This window comes from Mesorhizobium sp. CNPSo 4671 (assembly GCF_057784245.1).
In genome coordinates this window covers 515,766-533,366 of record NZ_JBWLUW010000002.1, presented here as the reverse complement: position 1 = coordinate 533,366, position 17,601 = coordinate 515,766, and the positions used below count along the sequence as shown (strand labels likewise).

Annotated in this window: 20 protein-coding genes; 13 read left to right on the top strand and 7 right to left on the bottom strand. The window is 65.5% G+C overall.

What is annotated here, in order from left to right; all coding sequences use genetic code 11:
* Positions 1-121 precede the first annotated feature (121 nt).
* Both AC04SF_RS07045 and AC04SF_RS07040 read left to right on the top strand, forming a co-directional pair.
* Positions 122-865, top strand: coding sequence for a helix-turn-helix domain-containing protein (locus tag AC04SF_RS07045; protein WP_488477128.1), 744 nt, complete (start codon positions 122-124; stop codon positions 863-865).
* A 50-nt stretch (positions 866-915) separates the two neighbouring features.
* Positions 916-1,584, top strand: coding sequence for a GntR family transcriptional regulator (locus AC04SF_RS07040; RefSeq protein ID WP_488477127.1), 669 nt, complete (start codon positions 916-918; stop codon positions 1,582-1,584).
* 61 nt (positions 1,585-1,645) lie between these two features.
* Here AC04SF_RS07040 and AC04SF_RS07035 read toward each other — a convergent pair whose 3' ends face one another.
* The gene (locus tag AC04SF_RS07035) at positions 1,646-2,890 is read right to left on the bottom strand and encodes an NAD(P)/FAD-dependent oxidoreductase (protein ID WP_488477126.1); all 1,245 of its coding nucleotides are present in this window, start codon (positions 2,888-2,890) and stop codon (positions 1,646-1,648) included.
* Positions 2,891-2,906: 16 nt separating this feature from the next.
* On the bottom strand, positions 2,907-4,295 hold the full coding sequence (locus AC04SF_RS07030) for an aminotransferase-like domain-containing protein (RefSeq protein ID WP_488477125.1): 1,389 nt from the start codon (positions 4,293-4,295) through the stop codon (positions 2,907-2,909).
* Between the two features lie 288 nt (positions 4,296-4,583).
* On the opposite strand from AC04SF_RS07030, the gene AC04SF_RS07025 reads away from it, so the two are divergent.
* From AC04SF_RS07025 to AC04SF_RS06985, 9 genes are all read left to right on the top strand, one after another.
* The gene (locus AC04SF_RS07025) at positions 4,584-5,711 is read left to right on the top strand and encodes an ABC transporter ATP-binding protein (RefSeq protein WP_488477124.1); all 1,128 of its coding nucleotides are present in this window, start codon (positions 4,584-4,586) and stop codon (positions 5,709-5,711) included.
* Positions 5,712-5,759: 48 nt separating this feature from the next.
* A complete protein-coding gene (locus AC04SF_RS07020; protein WP_488477123.1) occupies positions 5,760-6,812 on the top strand; it encodes an ABC transporter substrate-binding protein in 1,053 nt (350 codons plus the stop codon).
* 2 nt (positions 6,813-6,814) lie between these two features.
* Positions 6,815-8,095 carry an ABC transporter permease gene (locus AC04SF_RS07015; protein WP_488477122.1) on the top strand — a complete coding sequence of 427 codons (1,281 nt, stop codon included), beginning with the start codon at positions 6,815-6,817 and terminating at the stop codon, positions 8,093-8,095.
* A gap of 2 nt (positions 8,096-8,097) precedes the next feature.
* On the top strand, positions 8,098-8,925 hold the full coding sequence (locus AC04SF_RS07010; RefSeq protein ID WP_488477121.1) for an ABC transporter permease: 828 nt from the start codon (positions 8,098-8,100) through the stop codon (positions 8,923-8,925).
* Positions 8,926-9,369: 444 nt separating this feature from the next.
* Complete coding sequence (locus tag AC04SF_RS07005) at positions 9,370-9,675, top strand: hypothetical protein (protein ID WP_488477120.1); 306 nt, start codon at positions 9,370-9,372, stop codon at positions 9,673-9,675.
* A 142-nt stretch (positions 9,676-9,817) separates the two neighbouring features.
* Positions 9,818-10,351, top strand: coding sequence for a DUF2306 domain-containing protein (locus AC04SF_RS07000; protein ID WP_488477119.1), 534 nt, complete (start codon positions 9,818-9,820; stop codon positions 10,349-10,351).
* A 456-nt stretch (positions 10,352-10,807) separates the two neighbouring features.
* A complete protein-coding gene (locus AC04SF_RS06995; RefSeq protein WP_488477118.1) occupies positions 10,808-12,778 on the top strand; it encodes an acyltransferase family protein in 1,971 nt (656 codons plus the stop codon).
* A gap of 429 nt (positions 12,779-13,207) precedes the next feature.
* On the top strand, positions 13,208-13,630 hold the full coding sequence (locus tag AC04SF_RS06990) for a hypothetical protein (RefSeq protein WP_488477117.1): 423 nt from the start codon (positions 13,208-13,210) through the stop codon (positions 13,628-13,630).
* A gap of 77 nt (positions 13,631-13,707) precedes the next feature.
* A complete protein-coding gene (locus tag AC04SF_RS06985; protein WP_488477116.1) occupies positions 13,708-14,013 on the top strand; it encodes a hypothetical protein in 306 nt (101 codons plus the stop codon).
* A 56-nt stretch (positions 14,014-14,069) separates the two neighbouring features.
* Here the strand turns inward: AC04SF_RS06985 and AC04SF_RS06980 are convergent, their stop codons facing one another.
* The 3 genes from AC04SF_RS06980 to AC04SF_RS06970 form a co-directional block, all read right to left on the bottom strand.
* The gene (locus AC04SF_RS06980; protein ID WP_488477115.1) at positions 14,070-14,663 is read right to left on the bottom strand and encodes a DUF6456 domain-containing protein; all 594 of its coding nucleotides are present in this window, start codon (positions 14,661-14,663) and stop codon (positions 14,070-14,072) included.
* A gap of 87 nt (positions 14,664-14,750) precedes the next feature.
* Positions 14,751-15,029, bottom strand: coding sequence for a hypothetical protein (locus AC04SF_RS06975; protein WP_488477114.1), 279 nt, complete (start codon positions 15,027-15,029; stop codon positions 14,751-14,753).
* Positions 14,950-15,567 (bottom strand): YdaU family protein, encoded by a 618-nt coding sequence (locus tag AC04SF_RS06970; protein WP_488477113.1) that lies wholly within the window; start codon positions 15,565-15,567, stop codon positions 14,950-14,952. The genes AC04SF_RS06975 and AC04SF_RS06970 overlap by 80 nt, the downstream gene beginning before the upstream one ends.
* Positions 15,568-15,653: 86 nt before the next feature.
* On the opposite strand from AC04SF_RS06970, the gene AC04SF_RS06965 reads away from it, so the two are divergent.
* Both AC04SF_RS06965 and AC04SF_RS06960 read left to right on the top strand, forming a co-directional pair.
* On the top strand, positions 15,654-15,935 hold the full coding sequence (locus tag AC04SF_RS06965) for a DUF982 domain-containing protein (RefSeq protein WP_488477112.1): 282 nt from the start codon (positions 15,654-15,656) through the stop codon (positions 15,933-15,935).
* 99 nt (positions 15,936-16,034) lie between these two features.
* The gene (locus AC04SF_RS06960) at positions 16,035-16,337 is read left to right on the top strand and encodes a DUF982 domain-containing protein (protein ID WP_488477344.1); all 303 of its coding nucleotides are present in this window, start codon (positions 16,035-16,037) and stop codon (positions 16,335-16,337) included.
* 2 nt (positions 16,338-16,339) lie between these two features.
* Here the strand turns inward: AC04SF_RS06960 and AC04SF_RS06955 are convergent, their stop codons facing one another.
* Both AC04SF_RS06955 and AC04SF_RS06950 read right to left on the bottom strand, forming a co-directional pair.
* Positions 16,340-17,017 carry a GcrA cell cycle regulator gene (locus AC04SF_RS06955; protein WP_488477111.1) on the bottom strand — a complete coding sequence of 226 codons (678 nt, stop codon included), beginning with the start codon at positions 17,015-17,017 and terminating at the stop codon, positions 16,340-16,342.
* 129 nt (positions 17,018-17,146) lie between these two features.
* Positions 17,147-17,527: a hypothetical protein gene (locus AC04SF_RS06950; RefSeq protein ID WP_488477110.1), complete on the bottom strand. Its 381-nt coding sequence runs from the start codon at positions 17,525-17,527 to the stop codon at positions 17,147-17,149.
* Positions 17,528-17,601: the final 74 nt, after the last annotated feature.

Below are 17,601 nucleotides of genomic sequence, written 5' to 3'. Positions count from 1 at the left end.
CCTTCGCGCCGGCCACGCTATTGGCCAAAGGTCCCATTCGCGGCAGCGCGATGTTGTGCGAGATTGGCGCAATATAAGCAATTACTGAATAATGGTCGGACGGCTGTCGAGGGGCGGTGTCGTGCCAATTCGCAGGAATCTTGCCGCGAATCTGCGACGGCTGGTCTCCAGCCATGCGTCGGTGGCCGCCGTATGCCGCGGCCTGAACATGAACCGCACGCAGTTCGAGCGCTATTTGCAAGGCAAGAGCGTGCCCAACCGGGCGACGGCGAAGCTGATCTGCGCCTATTTCCGCATCGACGAGGATGAATTGTACCGCGCGCCTGAGGCTGCCGCGCCCGCACACCCGACCCTGTTGCCGATCCACCAGAGGCTTTACGAGAACATGGTGCGCGGCCCGGCTCCCGCCATCGCCGGCGGCACCTATTTCACCTACTTTGCGGTTCCCGACCGGCCCGATCTTGTGATGCGGTCGGTCACCTTCGTGCGGCGCGAGGCCGAGCTGGTGACCTTCAGGCGCGTGACCCGCTGGGCCGAGGGCCTCCGCCGGGGCGGAGCGCGGGCGCCGGGCTGGCACTATGGCGTGGCGATCTCGCAGCTGAACTGGATCTATTTCGCCGGCATCAACCGCCGGCAGACCGGCGAACCGTCAATCGTTGCCGTGCAGTGGGCGCCGTTCTCGGAGCCGGTCCTGGTCGGCAACGCCTTCGTCCTGACCGGAACGAGGCCGGTCTGCGTCAAGGTCATCATGCGCCAGCAGGTCGGCAGGATCAGCCTGAGGCAGACACTGCAAATGTCCGGCATCGTCAGCCTCGACGATCCGCGCCTCGATCAGCTGGTGGCCAGCCTTTTCCGCGAAGGCTAGAGTGGCGTCCCGAACCAAAGGACGTTGGCTCGGGCTAACAGGGATTCGCGATGCTCAACAGTTTCGACTATGGCGGCAAGGAAGCCGACACCGTTCACGCGCTGGAGGAGGACATCATCTTCGGCCGGCTGGCGCCGGGCGAACGGCTGGTCGAGGACGTGCTGCTCGCCCGCTTTCCGGTCTCGCGCCACACCATCCGCCAGGCGCTTTACCAGCTGGAAAAGCTCGGCATCGTCACGCGCGAGCGCAACAAGGGCGCCATGGTGCGCCGGCTGTCACCCGACGAAGTCAGGCAGATCTACGAAGTGCGCGAAATGCTGCAGCGCCAGGCCGCGCTGATGATCCGCCTGCCGGCCAGCGAGGCGCTGATCGCCGAATTGACCGAGATCCACCGCATCTACAGCGGCCATGTCGACGCAGGCTATCTCAGGGGCATCCACGAGGCCAATGACCGCTTCCACCTGACCATGTTCTCGGCCTGCGGCAACGCCTATCTCGTCTCCTCGATCGAACATTACATGCGGCTCAGCCTGCCGGTGCGGGCTAATTCGCTGGCCGACAAGGAAAAGCTCGACGTCTCGCGCCAGCACCACCGGATGATGATCGAGGCGATGAAGCGGCGCGACAATTGGGTGCTGGCACAGCTCTGCGTCGACCATCTGCAGCCGAGCAAGGTGTTTTATCTCCAGGAGATCGAGACGGCGGCTGGTGCTGGCTAGAAGCAATTCCAGGAAAAGTGTGAAGCGGCTTTCCGTTCGGAATTGCTTCAAACAAAGACACCTAAAAACGGCCGGCGGCGAAAGGCGCAAGTCTTTCGCTGTTGGGCCGCCGGTCGGCGATGAGGTCGCCAACCAGCCGCGCTGTGACGGCCGAGAGCGTCAAGCCGAGATGGCCGTGACCGAAGGCGTAGATGATGTTCGGATTGCCAGGCGACGGGCCGATGACCGGCCTCGAATCCGGCAGCGACGGGCGAAAGCCCAGCCATTTTGACGACGGCTGGCCGAGCGCAGGGAAGAACTGCCGCACGCCACGGTCGAGCAGCGCCAGCCGGCGCGGATTGGGCGGCGCGGCCAGGCGGCCAAGTTCGACCGTGCCGGCGACGCGCAGCCGGCCAGCCATCGGCGTCATGTAGAAGCCGAGATCGACCGGGCACACCGGCCGTGTCAGCAGCGGCGCCGGCGTCGCGAATTCCAGGTGATAGCCGCGCTCGGTTTCGAGCGGGATGCGGTCGCCGGCCTGTGCCGCCAGCGGCCGCGAGAAGGCGCCGGCGGCGATCACCACCTTGCCGGCGCGCAGCCGCAAGCCGGTACCGCTGAGGTCGACACCGCCGGCATCGGCCCGCAGCCCTGTCACCTCGCCCCGCAGCAAGGCGGCGCCCCGGTCCGTCGCCGCCTTGAGCAGCCGCGCCATCATCGTCTGGGGATCGATCAGGTTCATCGATTGCGGAAAAAACAGCCCGCCGCCCTGCACGGCCGGCAGGTTCGGTTCGAGTGCTGCCACTTCCCCGGGGTTCAGCACCGCCTGGTCGACGCCGAATTCGGCGCGCAACGCCCGGCTCGACGCGCCGCCGGCAAGATCATTCGGGCGGCGGTAGAGATAGAGGCAGCCATTGCGGCGCAGCAGGTCCCCGGCGTCGGCCTCAACAGCCATCTCCTCCCACGCAGGCAGGGAATCGGCCAGCAGGCCGGCCATCGCCACGGCATTGGCATGGGTGGCGGCCGGCAGCGACTGCTTAGCGAAGCGCAGCAGCCACGGCGCCAGATGCAGCAGCGCTGTCCAGCGCAGCGAAAACGGGCTGTCGGCGTTAAGAAGCAGTTTTGGCAGCGCGCGCAGCACCGCGGGATTGCCGACCGGCATGCAGGCATATTCGGCCAGCGTGCCGGCATTGCCAAACGAGGCGCCGGAACCGGGCTCGTTGGGATCGATGAGCAGCACTTCGCGGCCGTCGCTGGCCAGCCGCAGCGCCGTCGCCAGCCCGACTACGCCCGCGCCGATGACGGCGATCTCGACGTTTTTCTCTGTCACAATGTGGTTCCTGACCTCAGACAAAACCGGGCAGTTGCAGATGCCCGGCCGACAGCAGCTCGGCCATGGTGGTCAGCGCCGTGCGCAGATCGTCCTGCGAGCGCGCCGCACCGACATTGATGCGCACGCCGTGCTGCACCGGCTCGCGGCCGACGGCGAAGGCATCGCCCGGCAGCAGCGCCACGCCGCGCTCCAGGCAGGTGCGGGCAAAGCCGGCGCCGCGCCATGGCTCGGGCAGGCGCAGCCAGGCATGGGTGGCGCTCGGCTGGCTCTGCACATCGTAGCGGCCGAGGATTTCGCTCAAGATTGCCTGGCGCTGGCGCAGCTCGTGCTTCTGCACCTCGATGATGCGCGCCGCTGCCCCGTCCTCGATCATGCGCGCGCCGATCAGCGCCGTCAGCGGGCTGATGCTCCAGCAATTGATGCGCAAAGCCGCCGCGACCTGGCCGGCAATGGCGCGCGGCGCAATGACGAAGCCGAGCCTCAAGCCCGGCGCCAGGCATTTCGACAGCGCGCCGATATGCACCGTCAGCTCCGGCTCCAGGCTGGCGAAGGAGGGCAACGCCTCGTCGGCCAGCGGCCGGTAGACGTCATCCTCGATGATCATGACATTGTGGCGGCGCGCCACGGCGGCAAGCTCGTAACGCCGCGCTTCGCTCAGCGTAATGGTGGTGGGGTTGTGCAGCGTCGGCACCAGGAATACCGCGCGGGGGCGGAGCTGCGCGCAGGCGGCGTCGAAGGCGTCCGGCCGCATGCCGCCGCGATCCATGGCGACACCCCTGAGATCGAGCCCATGCACCCGGCAAAGCGCGTTGATGCCCTGATAGGTCACCTCGTCGGCCAGCACCACCTCGCCTTGCCGTGTCACCGCGCCAAGCAGGCAGTCGAGCCCGTGCTGGGCACCGGCCGCCAGCACCACGCGGCCGGGGTCGCCGTCGCCGGCAACGGACTTCAGCCAGTCGGCGACGGCCGCGCGGGCCCACAGCGGCCCTTCCGGCGGATGATAGTCCTGCAGCGAGGCATAGTGCGGATCCCTGGGCAGGCGCGGCAGCAGCGCCGCCAGCGCGTCGAGATAGGCCGAGGTGGCGGGGCGATTGACCGAGAGATCGATGATGCCGCTCTCGTCGCTCGGCGCCGAGACGAAGCCGGGTCGCTCGGCCGCCTGCCTGGCCGCCACGGTCGTGCCCCGCCCCGGCCGCGCCTCCAGCAGGCCGCGCTGCTGCAGCGTTGCCAGCGCCCGCGTCACCGTGGTGACGTTGATGCCGAGCGCGCGCGCAATGTCACGCTGCGGCGGCAACCGGTCGCCGACCGCGAGCGTACCCGTGGCAATGCGCTCGGCGATCGCGTCGGCGAGACGGCGATAGACCGGACTTTCATCCTCGGTAAGGCGGAGATCGCTGAGCATGCTGGATGGATTCGGGGCTTCGGCTTCGTCGTGGGCTTAGCATAAGACAATTCGCCGGACAATAGCACTTGTGTGACATCAATTTGGCTTTGCCAGCCGAAAATATCACACAATCGCGGCAAATACCGGTTTGACGCCCAAAGTTGTCTGCATCTATGCTCGATTTTAGATAGATTGTGTGAGCATACAAGTTTGGACGACCCGCCGAGATGCGGGCTTCCAATGGGATGGAACCATGCATCACAAGCCGCAAACTGCTTCAGCCGCCGCGTTCCGGGGTCGCACCCGATGAGCGCCATGGCCGTATCATCGCCAGCCTCGGCACCCGGCCCGGCCTTCGTCGATTTCGTCGATGTCGAGAAATCCTATGACGGCCGCGCCTTCGCGGTGACCCGGCTGAACCTCGGCGTCGCGCGCGGCGAATTCCTGACGCTGCTCGGCCCTTCCGGTTCGGGCAAGACGACGACGCTCAACATGCTGGCCGGCTTCGAACGGCCGACCAGCGGCACCATCACGCTGGAAGGCAAGCCGGTCGACCGCTCGCCGCCCTACCAGCGCAACATCGGCATGGTGTTCCAGAACTACGCGCTGTTCCCGCATATGAGTGTGGCGGAAAACGTCGCCTTCCCGCTCTCCGTCCGCCAGGTCGGCAAGGCCGACATTGCCGGCCGCGTCGGCCGTGCGCTCGACATGGTGCGGCTGAAGCAGTTCGGCGACCGCAAGCCGGCGCAGCTTTCCGGCGGCCAGCAGCAGCGTGTGGCGCTGGCCCGCGCGCTGGTGTTTGAACCGAGCCTGGTGCTGATGGACGAGCCGCTGGGCGCGCTCGACAAGAAACTGCGCGAGCACATGCAGCTCGAGATCAAGCAGATCCACACCATGCTCGGCGTCACCATCGTCTACGTCACCCATGACCAGAGCGAAGCGCTGACCATGTCGGACCGCGTCGCCGTCTTCAACAATGGCGCCATCGCCCAGCTCGGTTCGCCCGACGATCTCTACAACGCCCCGCAAAGCTCGTTCGTGGCGAGCTTCATCGGCGAGAACAACACGCTGGAAGGCGTCGTCGACCGCATCTCCGGCCAGCAATGCCGCGTGCGGCTGACCGGCGGCGGCGAGCTCACCGCGCTCGCCATCGGCGTGGCGCAAGGTGCCGCCTGCCATGTCGCCATCCGCCCCGAGCGGTTGAGCCTTATGCCGGCCGGCGGCAACGCCCTGCCCGCCACGGTCGACGGCCGCATCTATCTCGGCGACCATTTGCGCCTTCTCGCCCGGCTCGGCAACGACCAGGTGCTAACCGTCAAGGTCGGCCCCGAGGCAACCATGGCCAATGGCGAGGCCGTCACGGTCTCCTGCGCGCCGGGTGACTGCCGCGCCTTTCCCGCCGATGCCTCTGCCACCAAGGCGGGGCCGTCCTGAACCAGGCAATCTCAAGAACAGATCCATCTCAAAAACAGGGGAAGAAAAATGAAAATCGCAAAAACCCGGATGCTCGTATTCACGGCAGCCACCGCACTCTTCACCATCGGCCACGCCGCCTTCGCCGAGGAACTATCGATCATGGCCAGTGGCGGCGCCTGGCAGGATGCCCAGCGCAAGGCCTGGTTCGAGCCGTTCAGCAAGGAGACCGGCGCAAAAATCCTCGAGCAGGAATATCTCGGCGATCTCGGCAAGGTCAAAGCCATGGTCGACACCGGCAACGTGCCGATCGACCTGGTGACGGTGGAAACCGCGACCGTGCTGCAAGGCTGCGACGCCGGCATTCTGGAGCGCCTCGACTATTCCAAGATCGGGCCGCGCGACAAATTCATCGAGGGCTCGGCGCTCGATTGCGGTGTCGGCCTCGACGCTTACGGCGACATCCTCGCCTACGACCCGACCGTGCTGAAGGAAGCGCCGACCTCGGTGCTCGATCTCTTCGACACCAAGAAATTCCCCGGAAAACGCGCCATGCGCAAATTCCCGGCGCAGAATCTTGAATGGGCGCTGATGGCCGATGGCGTCGCGCCAGCCGATGTCTACAAGGTGCTGGCCACGCCCGAAGGCGTCGACCGCGCCTTCAAGAAGCTCGACACCATCAAGAAGGACATTGTCTGGTGGGATGCTGGCGCGCAGCCGGCGCAATTGCTCGCTTCGCAGGAAGTGGTGATGACCACGGCCTGGAACGGCCGCATCCAGAACGCCATCGACACCGACAAGAAGCCGTTCAAGATCGTCTGGAACAACCAGATCCTCGAATACGACATGATCGCCATTCCAAAGGGCGCCAAGAACCCGGATCTCGCCTACAAATACCTCGCCTATATCTCGAAGCCGGAAAACAACGCCAAGCTCGCCAGCTACATCACCTACGGTCCGGTGCGCACCGATGCGGCCTCCTTCGTCGCTGCGGACGCCTTGCCGAAACTGCCCAACGCGCCTGACCATCTGGCCGGCGCCTACCTCGTTGCCGACACCGAGTTCTGGGGCGACTATGGCGAAGACCTGGTCAAGCGCTTCAACGCCTGGCTGGCGCAGTAAGGATGTCGGCCTTGCAGCCCAGCGAACTCGACCGGCCCGCGCTGGCCCGCGGCCGGTCAGCCGCCGACACCGACCAGAAGTCGGTGTCGGCGGCGCTGCGGCGCGCCGAATTCGGCGACCGGCTGCGTTCGCTGGCGCTGGCGGCCCCCCTGCTCCTGCTTCTCGCCTTGAGCTTCGGCATCCCGATCGTGCTGCTGCTCTCGCGCGCCGTCTACGACCCGACCATCGCCGACGCTCTGCCGCGCACCAGCGTGGCCCTGTCCGACTGGAACGGCCAGGGCCCGCCTGATGATGCCGCCTACATCGCGCTCGCCGCGGACCTCAGCGAAAACCAGGCCAAGGGCACCGCCTACGAGCTGGCCAAGGCGCTCAACGCCCGCCTGCCCGGCGCCCGCAGCCTGGTGCTGAAGACCGTACGCCAGCTCGAAGCCGCCGGCGGCAAGCCGCCGCTCGAGATCATGAAAGCCGTGCCCTTCTGGTCGGCACCCGGCACCTGGCCGGTCATCGCCAACGGCACCCACGCCATCACCTCGTTCTATCTCTTGAGCGCGCTCGATCTCAGGTGGAACGCCGATGACGGCATCGAGCGCGTGCCGCCCGAACAGGCGATCTTCCTGCAAGTGTTCCTGCGCACCTTCTTCGTTGCCGCCGCGGTGACGCTCGCCACCTTGCTGCTCGGCTTTCCCCTCGCCTATCTCATATCGAGCGTGCCCAAAGGTCTGGCGGCGATCCTGATCGTGGCGGTGCTGTTGCCCTTCTGGACCTCGATCCTGGTGCGCACCGCCGCCTGGACGGTGCTGTTGCAGAAATTCGGCCTGGTCAACGACATGCTGCTGTGGCTCGGCTTCGTCAATGAACGGCTCGATTTGATGTACAGCCGCATCGGCCTGATCATCGCCATGACCCATATCCAGCTGCCCTTCACGCTGCTGCCGATCTACTCGGTCATGCGCACCATCGCGCCCTCGCAGATGAAGGCGGCCTATTCGCTCGGCGCAAGGCCGTTCACCGCCTTCCGGCGCGTCTATCTCCCGCAGGTTTTCCCGGGCGTCATGGCCGGCTGCCTGCTCACCTTCATCCTGTGCCTGGGCTACTACATCACCCCTGCCCTGATCGGCGGCGCCAGCGACCAGCTGATCAGCAATTTCATCGCCAATTACGTCAATGTCGAACTGAACTGGGAGATGGCGGCGGCGCTGAGCTTCATCCTGCTCGTCTTCACGCTTGCCCTGTTCGGCATCTTCGCCCGGATCCTCGGCCTCGACCGCCTGAAGATGGTGTAGCCATGCTGCTCTCACCCTACCCGACCCCTGGTGAACGCATCCGCGTCGCGCTGCTTTGGCTGTGGTGCGGGCTGGTCATCCTGTTCCTGCTGGTGCCGATCCTCATCCCCGTGCCGCTCTCCTTCAACAGCGGCGCCTTCTTCGTCTTCCCGCTCGAAGGCCTGTCGACGCGCTGGTACGAGGTGGTGCTCGGCACGCAGCGCTGGCAGTCGGCGATCGGCAACAGCCTGATCGTCGCCTTCGGCACGACGCTGATCGCCACCACACTCGGCACGCTGACGGCAATTGCTTTGTCCAATGAGAAATTCCCCGGCCGCCGCATCGTCATGCCGCTGCTTCTGTCGCCGCTGATCGTGCCCGTGGTGATCACCGCCGTCGGCTCATATCTGTTCTACGCCCGCATTGGCCTCGCCAGCACCTATGCCGGCATCATCCTGGCGCATACAGCCCTTGCCAGCCCCTTCGTCGTCGTCACCGTCGGCGCCAGCCTCACCGGCTTCGACCGCAACCTGATGCGCGCCGCCGCCATTTCGGGCGCAAGGCCGCTGACCGCCTTCTTCCGCGTGATGCTGCCGCTGATCCTGCCCGGCGTGCTTTCGGGCGCGGCCTTCGCCTTCGTCACCTCTTTCGACGAGGTGGTGGTGGTGCAGTTCCTGGCCAGTGCCGGCCAGCGCACCATGCCGCTCGAAATGTTCATCGGCCTGCGCGAAAAACTCTCACCCGCCATCACCGCCGCCGCGACGCTGATGATGGCGCTGTCGATCGTTCTGCTGGTGGTGGCGAACCTGCTTGCCCGGCGCGGCCAGGGCCGGCGGGCAGCAGGTGGCTGAGGCTGGTTTGGACAGCCTCGGCAATCCAGCGCGCAAACCAGTGAAACTTTTCGAACGCCGTTCCCGTTGCTCCCGAGATCGCCTCCCAGGCGATCGCAGACCTCCGATCATGCCCCGCCGGCCCCCTGCTGGTGGGGCCTTTTTTCAAGGCGGCCGGCGCGGAACAATCAGGGAGCCGGGAAGTTTCAAAATCGCCGGACGCTGCCACATCCGATCGGCCCGGCGTCACATCAGCGGTGAGTTGTTGCGCGGAAATTCCGGCGACAGAAAGCTTTCGTGCAGGCAGCCGATAATAACCGGGGAATATCTCAAGCTTCCGGCAGATATATTTTGACAAAATTGAGCTAATTTCGCGCGAGAAACTGGAACTTTCACCCAATTCTTCCCGTTACGTCCTTGATCGTTGCTTAGACGATCACAAAAGCAACAGGGAAGGAACCTATCATGAATATCAAGATGATCTGTCTTGGCGCCATGACGCTTTCGATGGTCGCGGGCTCGGCACTCGCGGCAGCCAACTCCGGCACGTCCGCTCTCGACGATCCGGCCAAGATGCAGCCCTTCTACACCGACTCCAGCATGAAGACGCTGCGTGGCGATGACGATTTCGTCAAAGCCTGGAAGGCGCTGACACCGGACGACCAGACCGCGATGGCAAAGGCCTGCGAGGATGAGGCCAAGAACGCCAACCCGACCAACACCCATCCGGAATTCTGCTCGAGCGTGAAGAAGAACGGCGGCAGCAAGTAGCCCGTCGCACGCCCGTGCAAAACGGCCCCGCATATGGGGCCGTTTTGTTGTGCGGCGGGATCGGAGCAACCTCGGCCGCACCGCCTCCCTTGCCGCTCCAGCGCCCCATCGGCCATAATCCGCCATCTCGCGGAGAACACCGATGTCGCTCAGCCCCTTGCTCCACGCCTCGCCCGTCATCCAGCTCCATGCGCTGATCGCCATCGCCGCGCTGCTGCTCGGCGCCATGCAGCTCTGGCGCGCCAAGGGCGACCGGCTGCACCGGGCGCTTGGCCGTGTCTGGGTGGCGCTGATGGCGACGGTCGCCGGCTCCGGCCTGTTCATCTGGACGATCCGGCTGTGGGGGCCGTTCAGCCCGATCCACCTTCTGTCGCTGTTGGTGCTGGTGATGCTGTGGCGCGGCGTGCGCGCCGCGCGCGGCGGCCACGTTGCCGCCCACCGCCGCATCATGCAGGGCACCTACATTTTCGGCCTTGTTATCACCGGGCTTTTGACCTTCATCCCCGGCCGCACCATGTATGCCGTCGCCTTCGGCCCGCAGGGAGTGACGCCTGGGAAGCTGATGGTGTTTGCCGCCTTGGTCGTGGCGGCGGCCGCCACCGGCCTCTATGCCGCGCGCGGTGCGCGGGCGCCAATGCCGCCCATGCGCCGGGAATCCCGGCCCGGAAGCGCATAAAGCCGCCGTTTGCAGGCCGCCTGGACGGCACGCATCAAGCCGCGACCGGCATGTCAGCCCAGTGACGGCGGCCGGAAAGCCCGCCTGTTCCATTGTCACCACGAACGGGCCGGCGAAAATCCCTGCTCAGACCGGACCGGACGCCACGAACGCGACGACGGCGGACAGTTTCTCGCGCTTCACCAGGACCGGCTTTTCGTAAGTCTTCTTCATGGAATGCCCCAATGCCCGGGATTTGCCCGCGCAGGTCGCTACGAAAGCCCTTGCTTGTCAAGCCCAACAAGGTTCCGTGATCGCCGGCCGGTATTCGCGGCCGTCCCATCGTTGCCGGTCGAGGCATCCTGCCTCTTTCCCTCCTTCTTCTGGCCATGTTGCGCTGCAAAAAACTTGCTGCATTGCGATATCGGCTGACCAGGCCGACATGCGGGGCGGGCTGGGCATAACGAAGGAGCTGTCGTGGCGGCATCGTTTCGGCCTGATATACAGGGATTGCGCGCGCTGGCGGTCGGCGGCGTCGTTGCCTATCATTTCGGCCTCACGGCACTGCCCGGCGGCTTTGCCGGCGTCGACATCTTCTTCGTCATCTCCGGCTGGCTGATCACGACGCATTTGATGCGCGAGATCACCGAGACCGGCCGGCTCGACCTCTGGCGTTTCTATGCCCGCCGCGCCCGGCGCCTTCTGCCGGCGGCCCTGTTCGTCATCCTGGCGACGCTTGCCGCAGGCACTTTCATCTTGGCGCCGCAGGAGCAGGCGCTCTATTCGCGCGGCGCCATGTTCGCCTCGGCCTATGCCATCAATCTGTGGCTGCTGCGCTGGTCGTTCGACTATTTCGCTTCGGATGCACTGAGCAATCCCTTCATCCATTTCTGGTCGCTGTCGGTGGAGGAGCAGTTCTATCTCGTCTGGCCGGCGCTGCTGCTCTTCGCCGCCTGGCTGCATCCGGGCAAGCGCATGGCGGTGCTGGTGATCGGCGCCGCCGGCCTCGCCTCTTTCGCCGCCTGCCTGTGGCTCACCAGCCTCTCTCCGGCCTGGGCCTTCTACTTCTCGCCGCTGCGCGCCTGGGAGTTCGCCGCCGGCGGCCTGGCGACGCTGGCGCCGGCGGCCTTGCAGCAACAGCGGCCATGGCTGCGATCAGCACAAGGCTGGCTCGGCCTGGCGCTGATCGCGGCGGCCTATCTCCTATTGAGCGAAGACCTGCCCTTCCCCGGCTGGTACGCGCTGCTGCCGGTTGCCGGCACGGTGCTGGTGCTGCTGAGCGGCGCGGGCGAGGAGAGCGACGCAGGGAGCCCCACCGGCTGGCAGGCCCTCACGCCGGGCGCGGCACTCTCGCTGCCGCCCTTGCAATGGGTCGGCGCGCTCTCCTATTCGCTCTATCTCTGGCACTGGCCTGTTATCGTCTATGCCGGCATGCTGGCGCCGGATCTCAGCGTCCTCCAGCGTCTCGGCTGCGGCGCGCTGGCGGTGGCGCTGGCGTTCCTCACCTATCATTTGATCGAGAACCCGGCGCGGCGCGGCGGCTGGCTGACCGTTGGCGTTCGAGCGCTGGCCCCCGCCTTGGCGCTGACCGGCGTCGGCGTGGCGGTGGCCTATGCCAATGCGCATCTGGCCACCCGCAATATCGACCCCACCCAGCGCGGCATCGAACAGGCCGCCGAACAGCCCTCCATCGCGCGCGCCGTGGACAAAAACTGCCTGCTCGATTTCCACACGGTGAAGCCGAAACCCTGTACCTTCGGCTCCGCTGATGCCGCCCACACCATCGTGCTGTTCGGCGATTCACATGCCGACCACTGGTCGACACCGCTGGTCGAGGCGGCCAAGCGCAACGACACCAAAGTGGTCACCTATCTCAAATCCTCGTGCCGCGCCTCGCGGCTTTCGACCTTCAACACCGTGCTGAAGCGCGACTACACCGAATGCGACGCCTGGCGCGAACAGGCAATCGCCGACATCATCCGCCGCAAGCCGCGCCTGGTGGTGATCTCGGAATTCTCAATCGGAAACCTGACGCGCGACATGCCCGCCGCCGGCCGCAAGGCCGAGACCGCGCGCTGGCAAGCCGGCCTGCGCTCCACATTGCAGGCCTTCAGCCGGGCCGGCGTCGAGACCGCCGTCATCCGCGACACGCCGATCGGCGACAGTTTCGCCGATTCCTGCGTGGCGCGTGCGCTCTGGTGGCGCGAAGCCCCCTCGCGCTGCGACACACCGAGAGCCCAGGCCGCCAATGACGGCGCCGCCGCGCAAGAGCGCGCCGTGGTCAAAAGCGTCCCCGACACGCTCTATGTCGACCTCACCGACCGCTTCTGCGGCCCGACGCAGTGCCACGTCTTCATCGGCGGCAAACTGGCGTTTCGTGACCGGCATCATCTGGCGACGGCATTTGCCGAGACGCTGGAGGGGCTGCTGGAGAAGGCGTTGTTTTAGGCTGGGTGAGCGCGCCCTTCCTTCTCCCCTTGCGGGGCCTGAAGGGCGGGCGAGACCCGTGGCTCGCCCCGGGGTGGCCTCGCGAAGCGAGGTCGGATGAGGGGTGCTCTCCAGCTTGGCGAGGACGGCGATCCATCACCCACCCCTCAACCGTCTCGGCGCTGCGCGCCGATCCACCTTCTCCCACAAGGGGAGTCCCGCTCAGCCACCCCCAGCTAACCTCGCCACATAGCGCTCAAGCGTCACCACGCCACGCTCGGACCTGGTCGGCGGGTAGTAGGCTCTTCGAAACGCTTGCGCTTTATACTGATGGCCTTGAGACGTTTTTGGTTTTGCGATTGATTGGGAGCAGTTTCCGGCCGGAATCAATTCTGAAAAATTTCAACACGCTTGCAATCAAAATAGGTGTCTAGGATGGGCGGGGTAGACTTGTTGAAGCGTCTGGCGGTCAATCTTGTTGCCTTGGCGCTCGCCACCTTTGTCGGAGCAGTCGCCGTCACCCAGGTCGCCTACGTATTTCACGTCCATGTTGCAAAGAACCCGATGGCTCCGCTTGTCCTAGGATTCCTCCTCGCGCTTATCATAGCCGCGATTGCGCCAAGGACAGCGTTCTGGCCAAGGTTTCTCGTGTTCACCGGCATTTTCCTCTTGGAACTGGCCTTATACGTCGTCTTTACCAATACGATGCTGTTCATTTTAGAGCACTACTGGAGTGGAAATTCGGAGCCGGCCAAACCTTGGTTGCATATCGGCTTGTTGATCCACATCATAACCTTCGCGGCCGGCCTCATGGTGCTGCGCCGGTTTCGGCTACCAAAGCCAACCGCGATCGACGTCGATTGGGCTCGGTAGCCAGTCCATTTGCAAATCCATGGAACGGGACCGCCTCTCGGGGGTTATATTAGATCAACCTTGAGAAGGAGGTAGCCATGAAGAAGCTCCTGCTTGCCTCGGTTATCGCCATTGCTTCGGCGGCGGCGATGATCGCGCCTGCCGCCGCCCGCAGTCACGTCTTTATCGGCATCGGCGGCGGCTACAACGACTATTATGGAAACGATTATTATGATGGATATGGGGACTATGGCGGCCGTTACGTCTACAGCCCCTACGATCCCTACGATGACGGCTACAGGCCGCGTTATTTCCACCGGCACCATCACCGTTGCCACATCGAAGTGATCAATCACTGGCGCCATCATCACAGGATCGTCGAGGAAGTCCGCGTCTGCGGATAAACTGATCCCGGCGACACGGATCCGGCCGGCATCCGCCGGTCGGATCGTGCGCCATCTCACCGCGCCATCATCATCCCGTAGTGCACCGCCAGCAGGTCGAGCCCGACCTTCAGCAGCTTCGTCACCACGTCCCTTCCCTCACCCGTCTGTTCCGCCAGGCTCTTGATCGAGCCCCCCGCGCAGCAAACTTTCTGCACCACAGCTGCGACCTCCCAATGGCATAGTGCCCTCGTGGCGGCGGCATGCGCCCGGCCGGCGTCGAGCACGCTGTCGGCGATGCCGCCGCCCTGGCGGCCGCCGTCGACGCGCTCGCTCCAGCGCATCGGTTTGACGCCCGCCTGCTGGCTGCACTGGAAATCGTCGCGGTAGCGCTGGCCGGCCTCGCGCTGCTGGCGCGACAGCGAGGTGATGCCGATGAGCGGATCGACATTGCGCACCCGCACGATGCCGCCTGTCGAGGTGTAGCCGTCATTCGACACTTCGTAGACGCGTCGTGCTTCAGCCGTGCCGGCGGCAAGCCGCTTGCGGCCGAAGGCGTCGTCGCTGAGCGCAAAATCATGGCCGATCTCGCGGCGGATGCGCACCTGCTCGGCCTCGCCCTTCGGCAGTTTCGGCGCCTGCGGTTTGGCGGCTTTGGCTTTTTTGGGCATGGGGTGGCTCCTTGGGCTTGGGGTGTGGTGTCTTTGGTTGGAGAGGCTGTCGGAGATGAATCATCCTGCCACCTGCTTCGCCGGTACTTACGCTCCCCGCCGCGCCATCAGCTCGCGCATCGTCCGCCGCTCGCGCACCTCGATGCAGAGCTGCGCGCTCGACGGGCAGAACTGGGCGTTGCCGCTCTTCACCTCGCCGCGCACGAAGCGCTGGATGGCGGCTTGCAGATCGGCAAGCTCGGCGTCGCGCACAGCACTGAGATAGCCGCGCATCTGCATCTCGACATCAGTCAGGCCGGATTGCGGGAAGCATGAGAACATCGCCGCCAGCGCCTTCGTCGCCTGCTGCAGTTCGGCTGCGGTCATGGCTGCGGATCTCCTCGATGATGGCGTTGGCGGCGTCGGTATGGGTTTTCGGCCGCTGCCAGCCGGACTTCTTTCCCGAGAAAACGGGAGCTGTTTTGTCTTTACCCGCAGGGGAAAAAGCGGAAGCTTTTTCACTCTGGCTTCTGGAGTCTGGAGAATGCCGCGGCAAAGCGCCGGCATTTGCTGGAGGATGCGCCTTTGTTTTCAAGGCGGTGGCGGCGCCGCCACGTGCCCCGGCGGCGGCCCTCGCCTCGCTTTTGCCCTGCGCCTTATGCAGCTCCCTGGTCAGCCTCTTGTGGCCGATCTCGCCTGACTCGCGCTCGAAGAAGGTCAACAGATCGCCACTGATGGTGCGCCATCTCTTGAGCGACAGCCGCGCCACCCGCGCCAGCTTGGCGTCGTCGTCGGGCAGCCGGCCGCCGGCGTTCCACATCGCCATCAGGATGAGCATGTAGGCGCCGATCTGCTCGGTGGAGAGCTGCAACGTGTCGCCGACGAAATCGGAGACGTAGAGCTGCATGAAGGGCCGCTCGCTCATGCCTGCCCCATGCTTGCACGCACGCTAATGGAACCAGCCGCCAGCCCGCACGTTATGACGCGACCATGCCAGAGGGAGGTGTTTCGATGACGGCTTTCATGCCGATTACGCTGCGCTTTTGCGACAACAAGACCATGCTGGTCGGCTCGGTCGCCGACGCCGAAACGGCGTTGCGGCACCATTGGCCCGACAAGACCGCACCCGCCTATGTCGAAGCCGTGCGGCTGGTCAGGCTGGCGGTCGGAGGCAGTTGCTGCCCGCGCACCGCCTTCGAGGCCTTCAGCAAGGCCGCCCGGCAACAGGGAATATTGGTGGTCAAGCCGAGAAGCCGGGCGCATGATTGGCTCGACGCCGCCGCCAACCCGTGAAGCCCGCGCGAAGGCGATGCAACCGCCTGGCGGCCTCGCGCGTTTATGAGCGTCGGCTTGAATGCCGCGCCGAGATCGAGGGTGAACGCCGTGGGTACGATGAAAACGCCGCTCAAAGTAAGCCTGGATGGACATGTCGAGGAGATCGACAGCGTCAGCGATGCCGCCGATTTCCTGCAACGCTGGCCGATCGATCGGCGCGGCCATGTCTACCGCAGCGCGCTCAACGCCTGCAGTGCCGCGATCGCGGCACAGATTTCCGAATCCGACGCGATGAAAGTGTTCACCGGCTTTGCCCGCGTCGCCGGCATCCTGGTTGCCGAAGCCGGCCCCGCCATGCGGCTGGAGGCACGCAGCGTGCAAAGCCGGATGCCCAAACAGGGCCGGCAGATACCGAAATAGGCTCACTGGCAAACCCGGCGTTGAAACCGCGCCTGGTGGTAGCCGCAGTAGCTCTTCAGCCCTTTGGTCCGCATGCCGCAGCACAGCATGTCGGCGCCGGGCCGGCCGCCCGGCGCGTCGTTCTCCGGATCCTCTTCCAGCGTCAGGTCGAGCGGCGCGCGGCAGCGGGAAAACAAGCAGTCGATGAAGCGCATCGCCACGCCATGCGGCTGGCGGCCGATGGGTCCGCGCGGCGGCGCCGGCACCTTGAGACGGTAGGCCTCGCCATCGGCGATCAGCACGCCCACCTCGCGCACGAACAGGCGCGGCGGCAGCCAGGCCGGCGAGGAATCGCGCCTGGCCCGGGCGTTGCTCTTGCGCGCTGCGGTACCCTTGTCGGCATGGACGCCGACGCGCTTTTCCGCGGCCGCCTTGCCGCTCGCCTTGCCCTGCTTTGCAGCCGCCGGCTTGCGTATTGCCTGTTCGCCGGCGGCCTGTCTCACAACCGGCGGCATCCCCCGGCCATTGGCAAAGCCGATCGCGCCCAGCATGGCGTTGCGGTGGACGATGCCGATGATGGCGTTGCGCGACACCGGGCTGCCGCGCAGCGCACTGAACGCCGCCGCGATCCTCGAGGCCGAAAGCCCCTCCTTCAGCCAGCGGGCGATCTCTTGCAATTCGGCGTCGCTATAGCTTGCCATGTCCAGGCTCCATCCAGGGGTCCGCCTTCGGCCGCGCCGGCGAGCGCGCCGTCGGCTAGGCGTCAGGGTTCGGGCCCGGTCCGGGCCACGGTCAGGGTGTTCGGTGCGAAAGCCGGCTCGCGGGATGGATCAGCCGGAGCGGATCGAATGCCCGGCGGCCAGGCGCGCCAGCCGCGCCTCGGCTGTCTTTCTGTCAGGGGCGGAAACCGCCCTGCCCGTCATCGGCTCGAACAGGATGACGGTGCCGTCCTGCGTGCGGGTGCAGGAGCGCGCGTATGGACCGGCATCATGCCGGTCGAATGGGGGGCCGGAGCCGAGGGGAGCGGCGGCTCCGGCCGTTCCGGCCGCCAGGGACGGGCAGACCGGACCCGAGGCATCAAGGCGCTCGGGCTTCGCCCCGGCCGGGGAGGACGGCCGGGACGGAAGGGAATGGCTGGCGACTTCGGTCGCCTTGTTCGCCTCACGCGAGGCTGGCGCGACCGCGCCATGAAGACTGGACAGGTTCTGCATGACCAGATATAAGCATAACTCAAAAATAGATGCAAGCCATTCTTTCATAGACGAGAGCCGCTTTCATCGCTCAC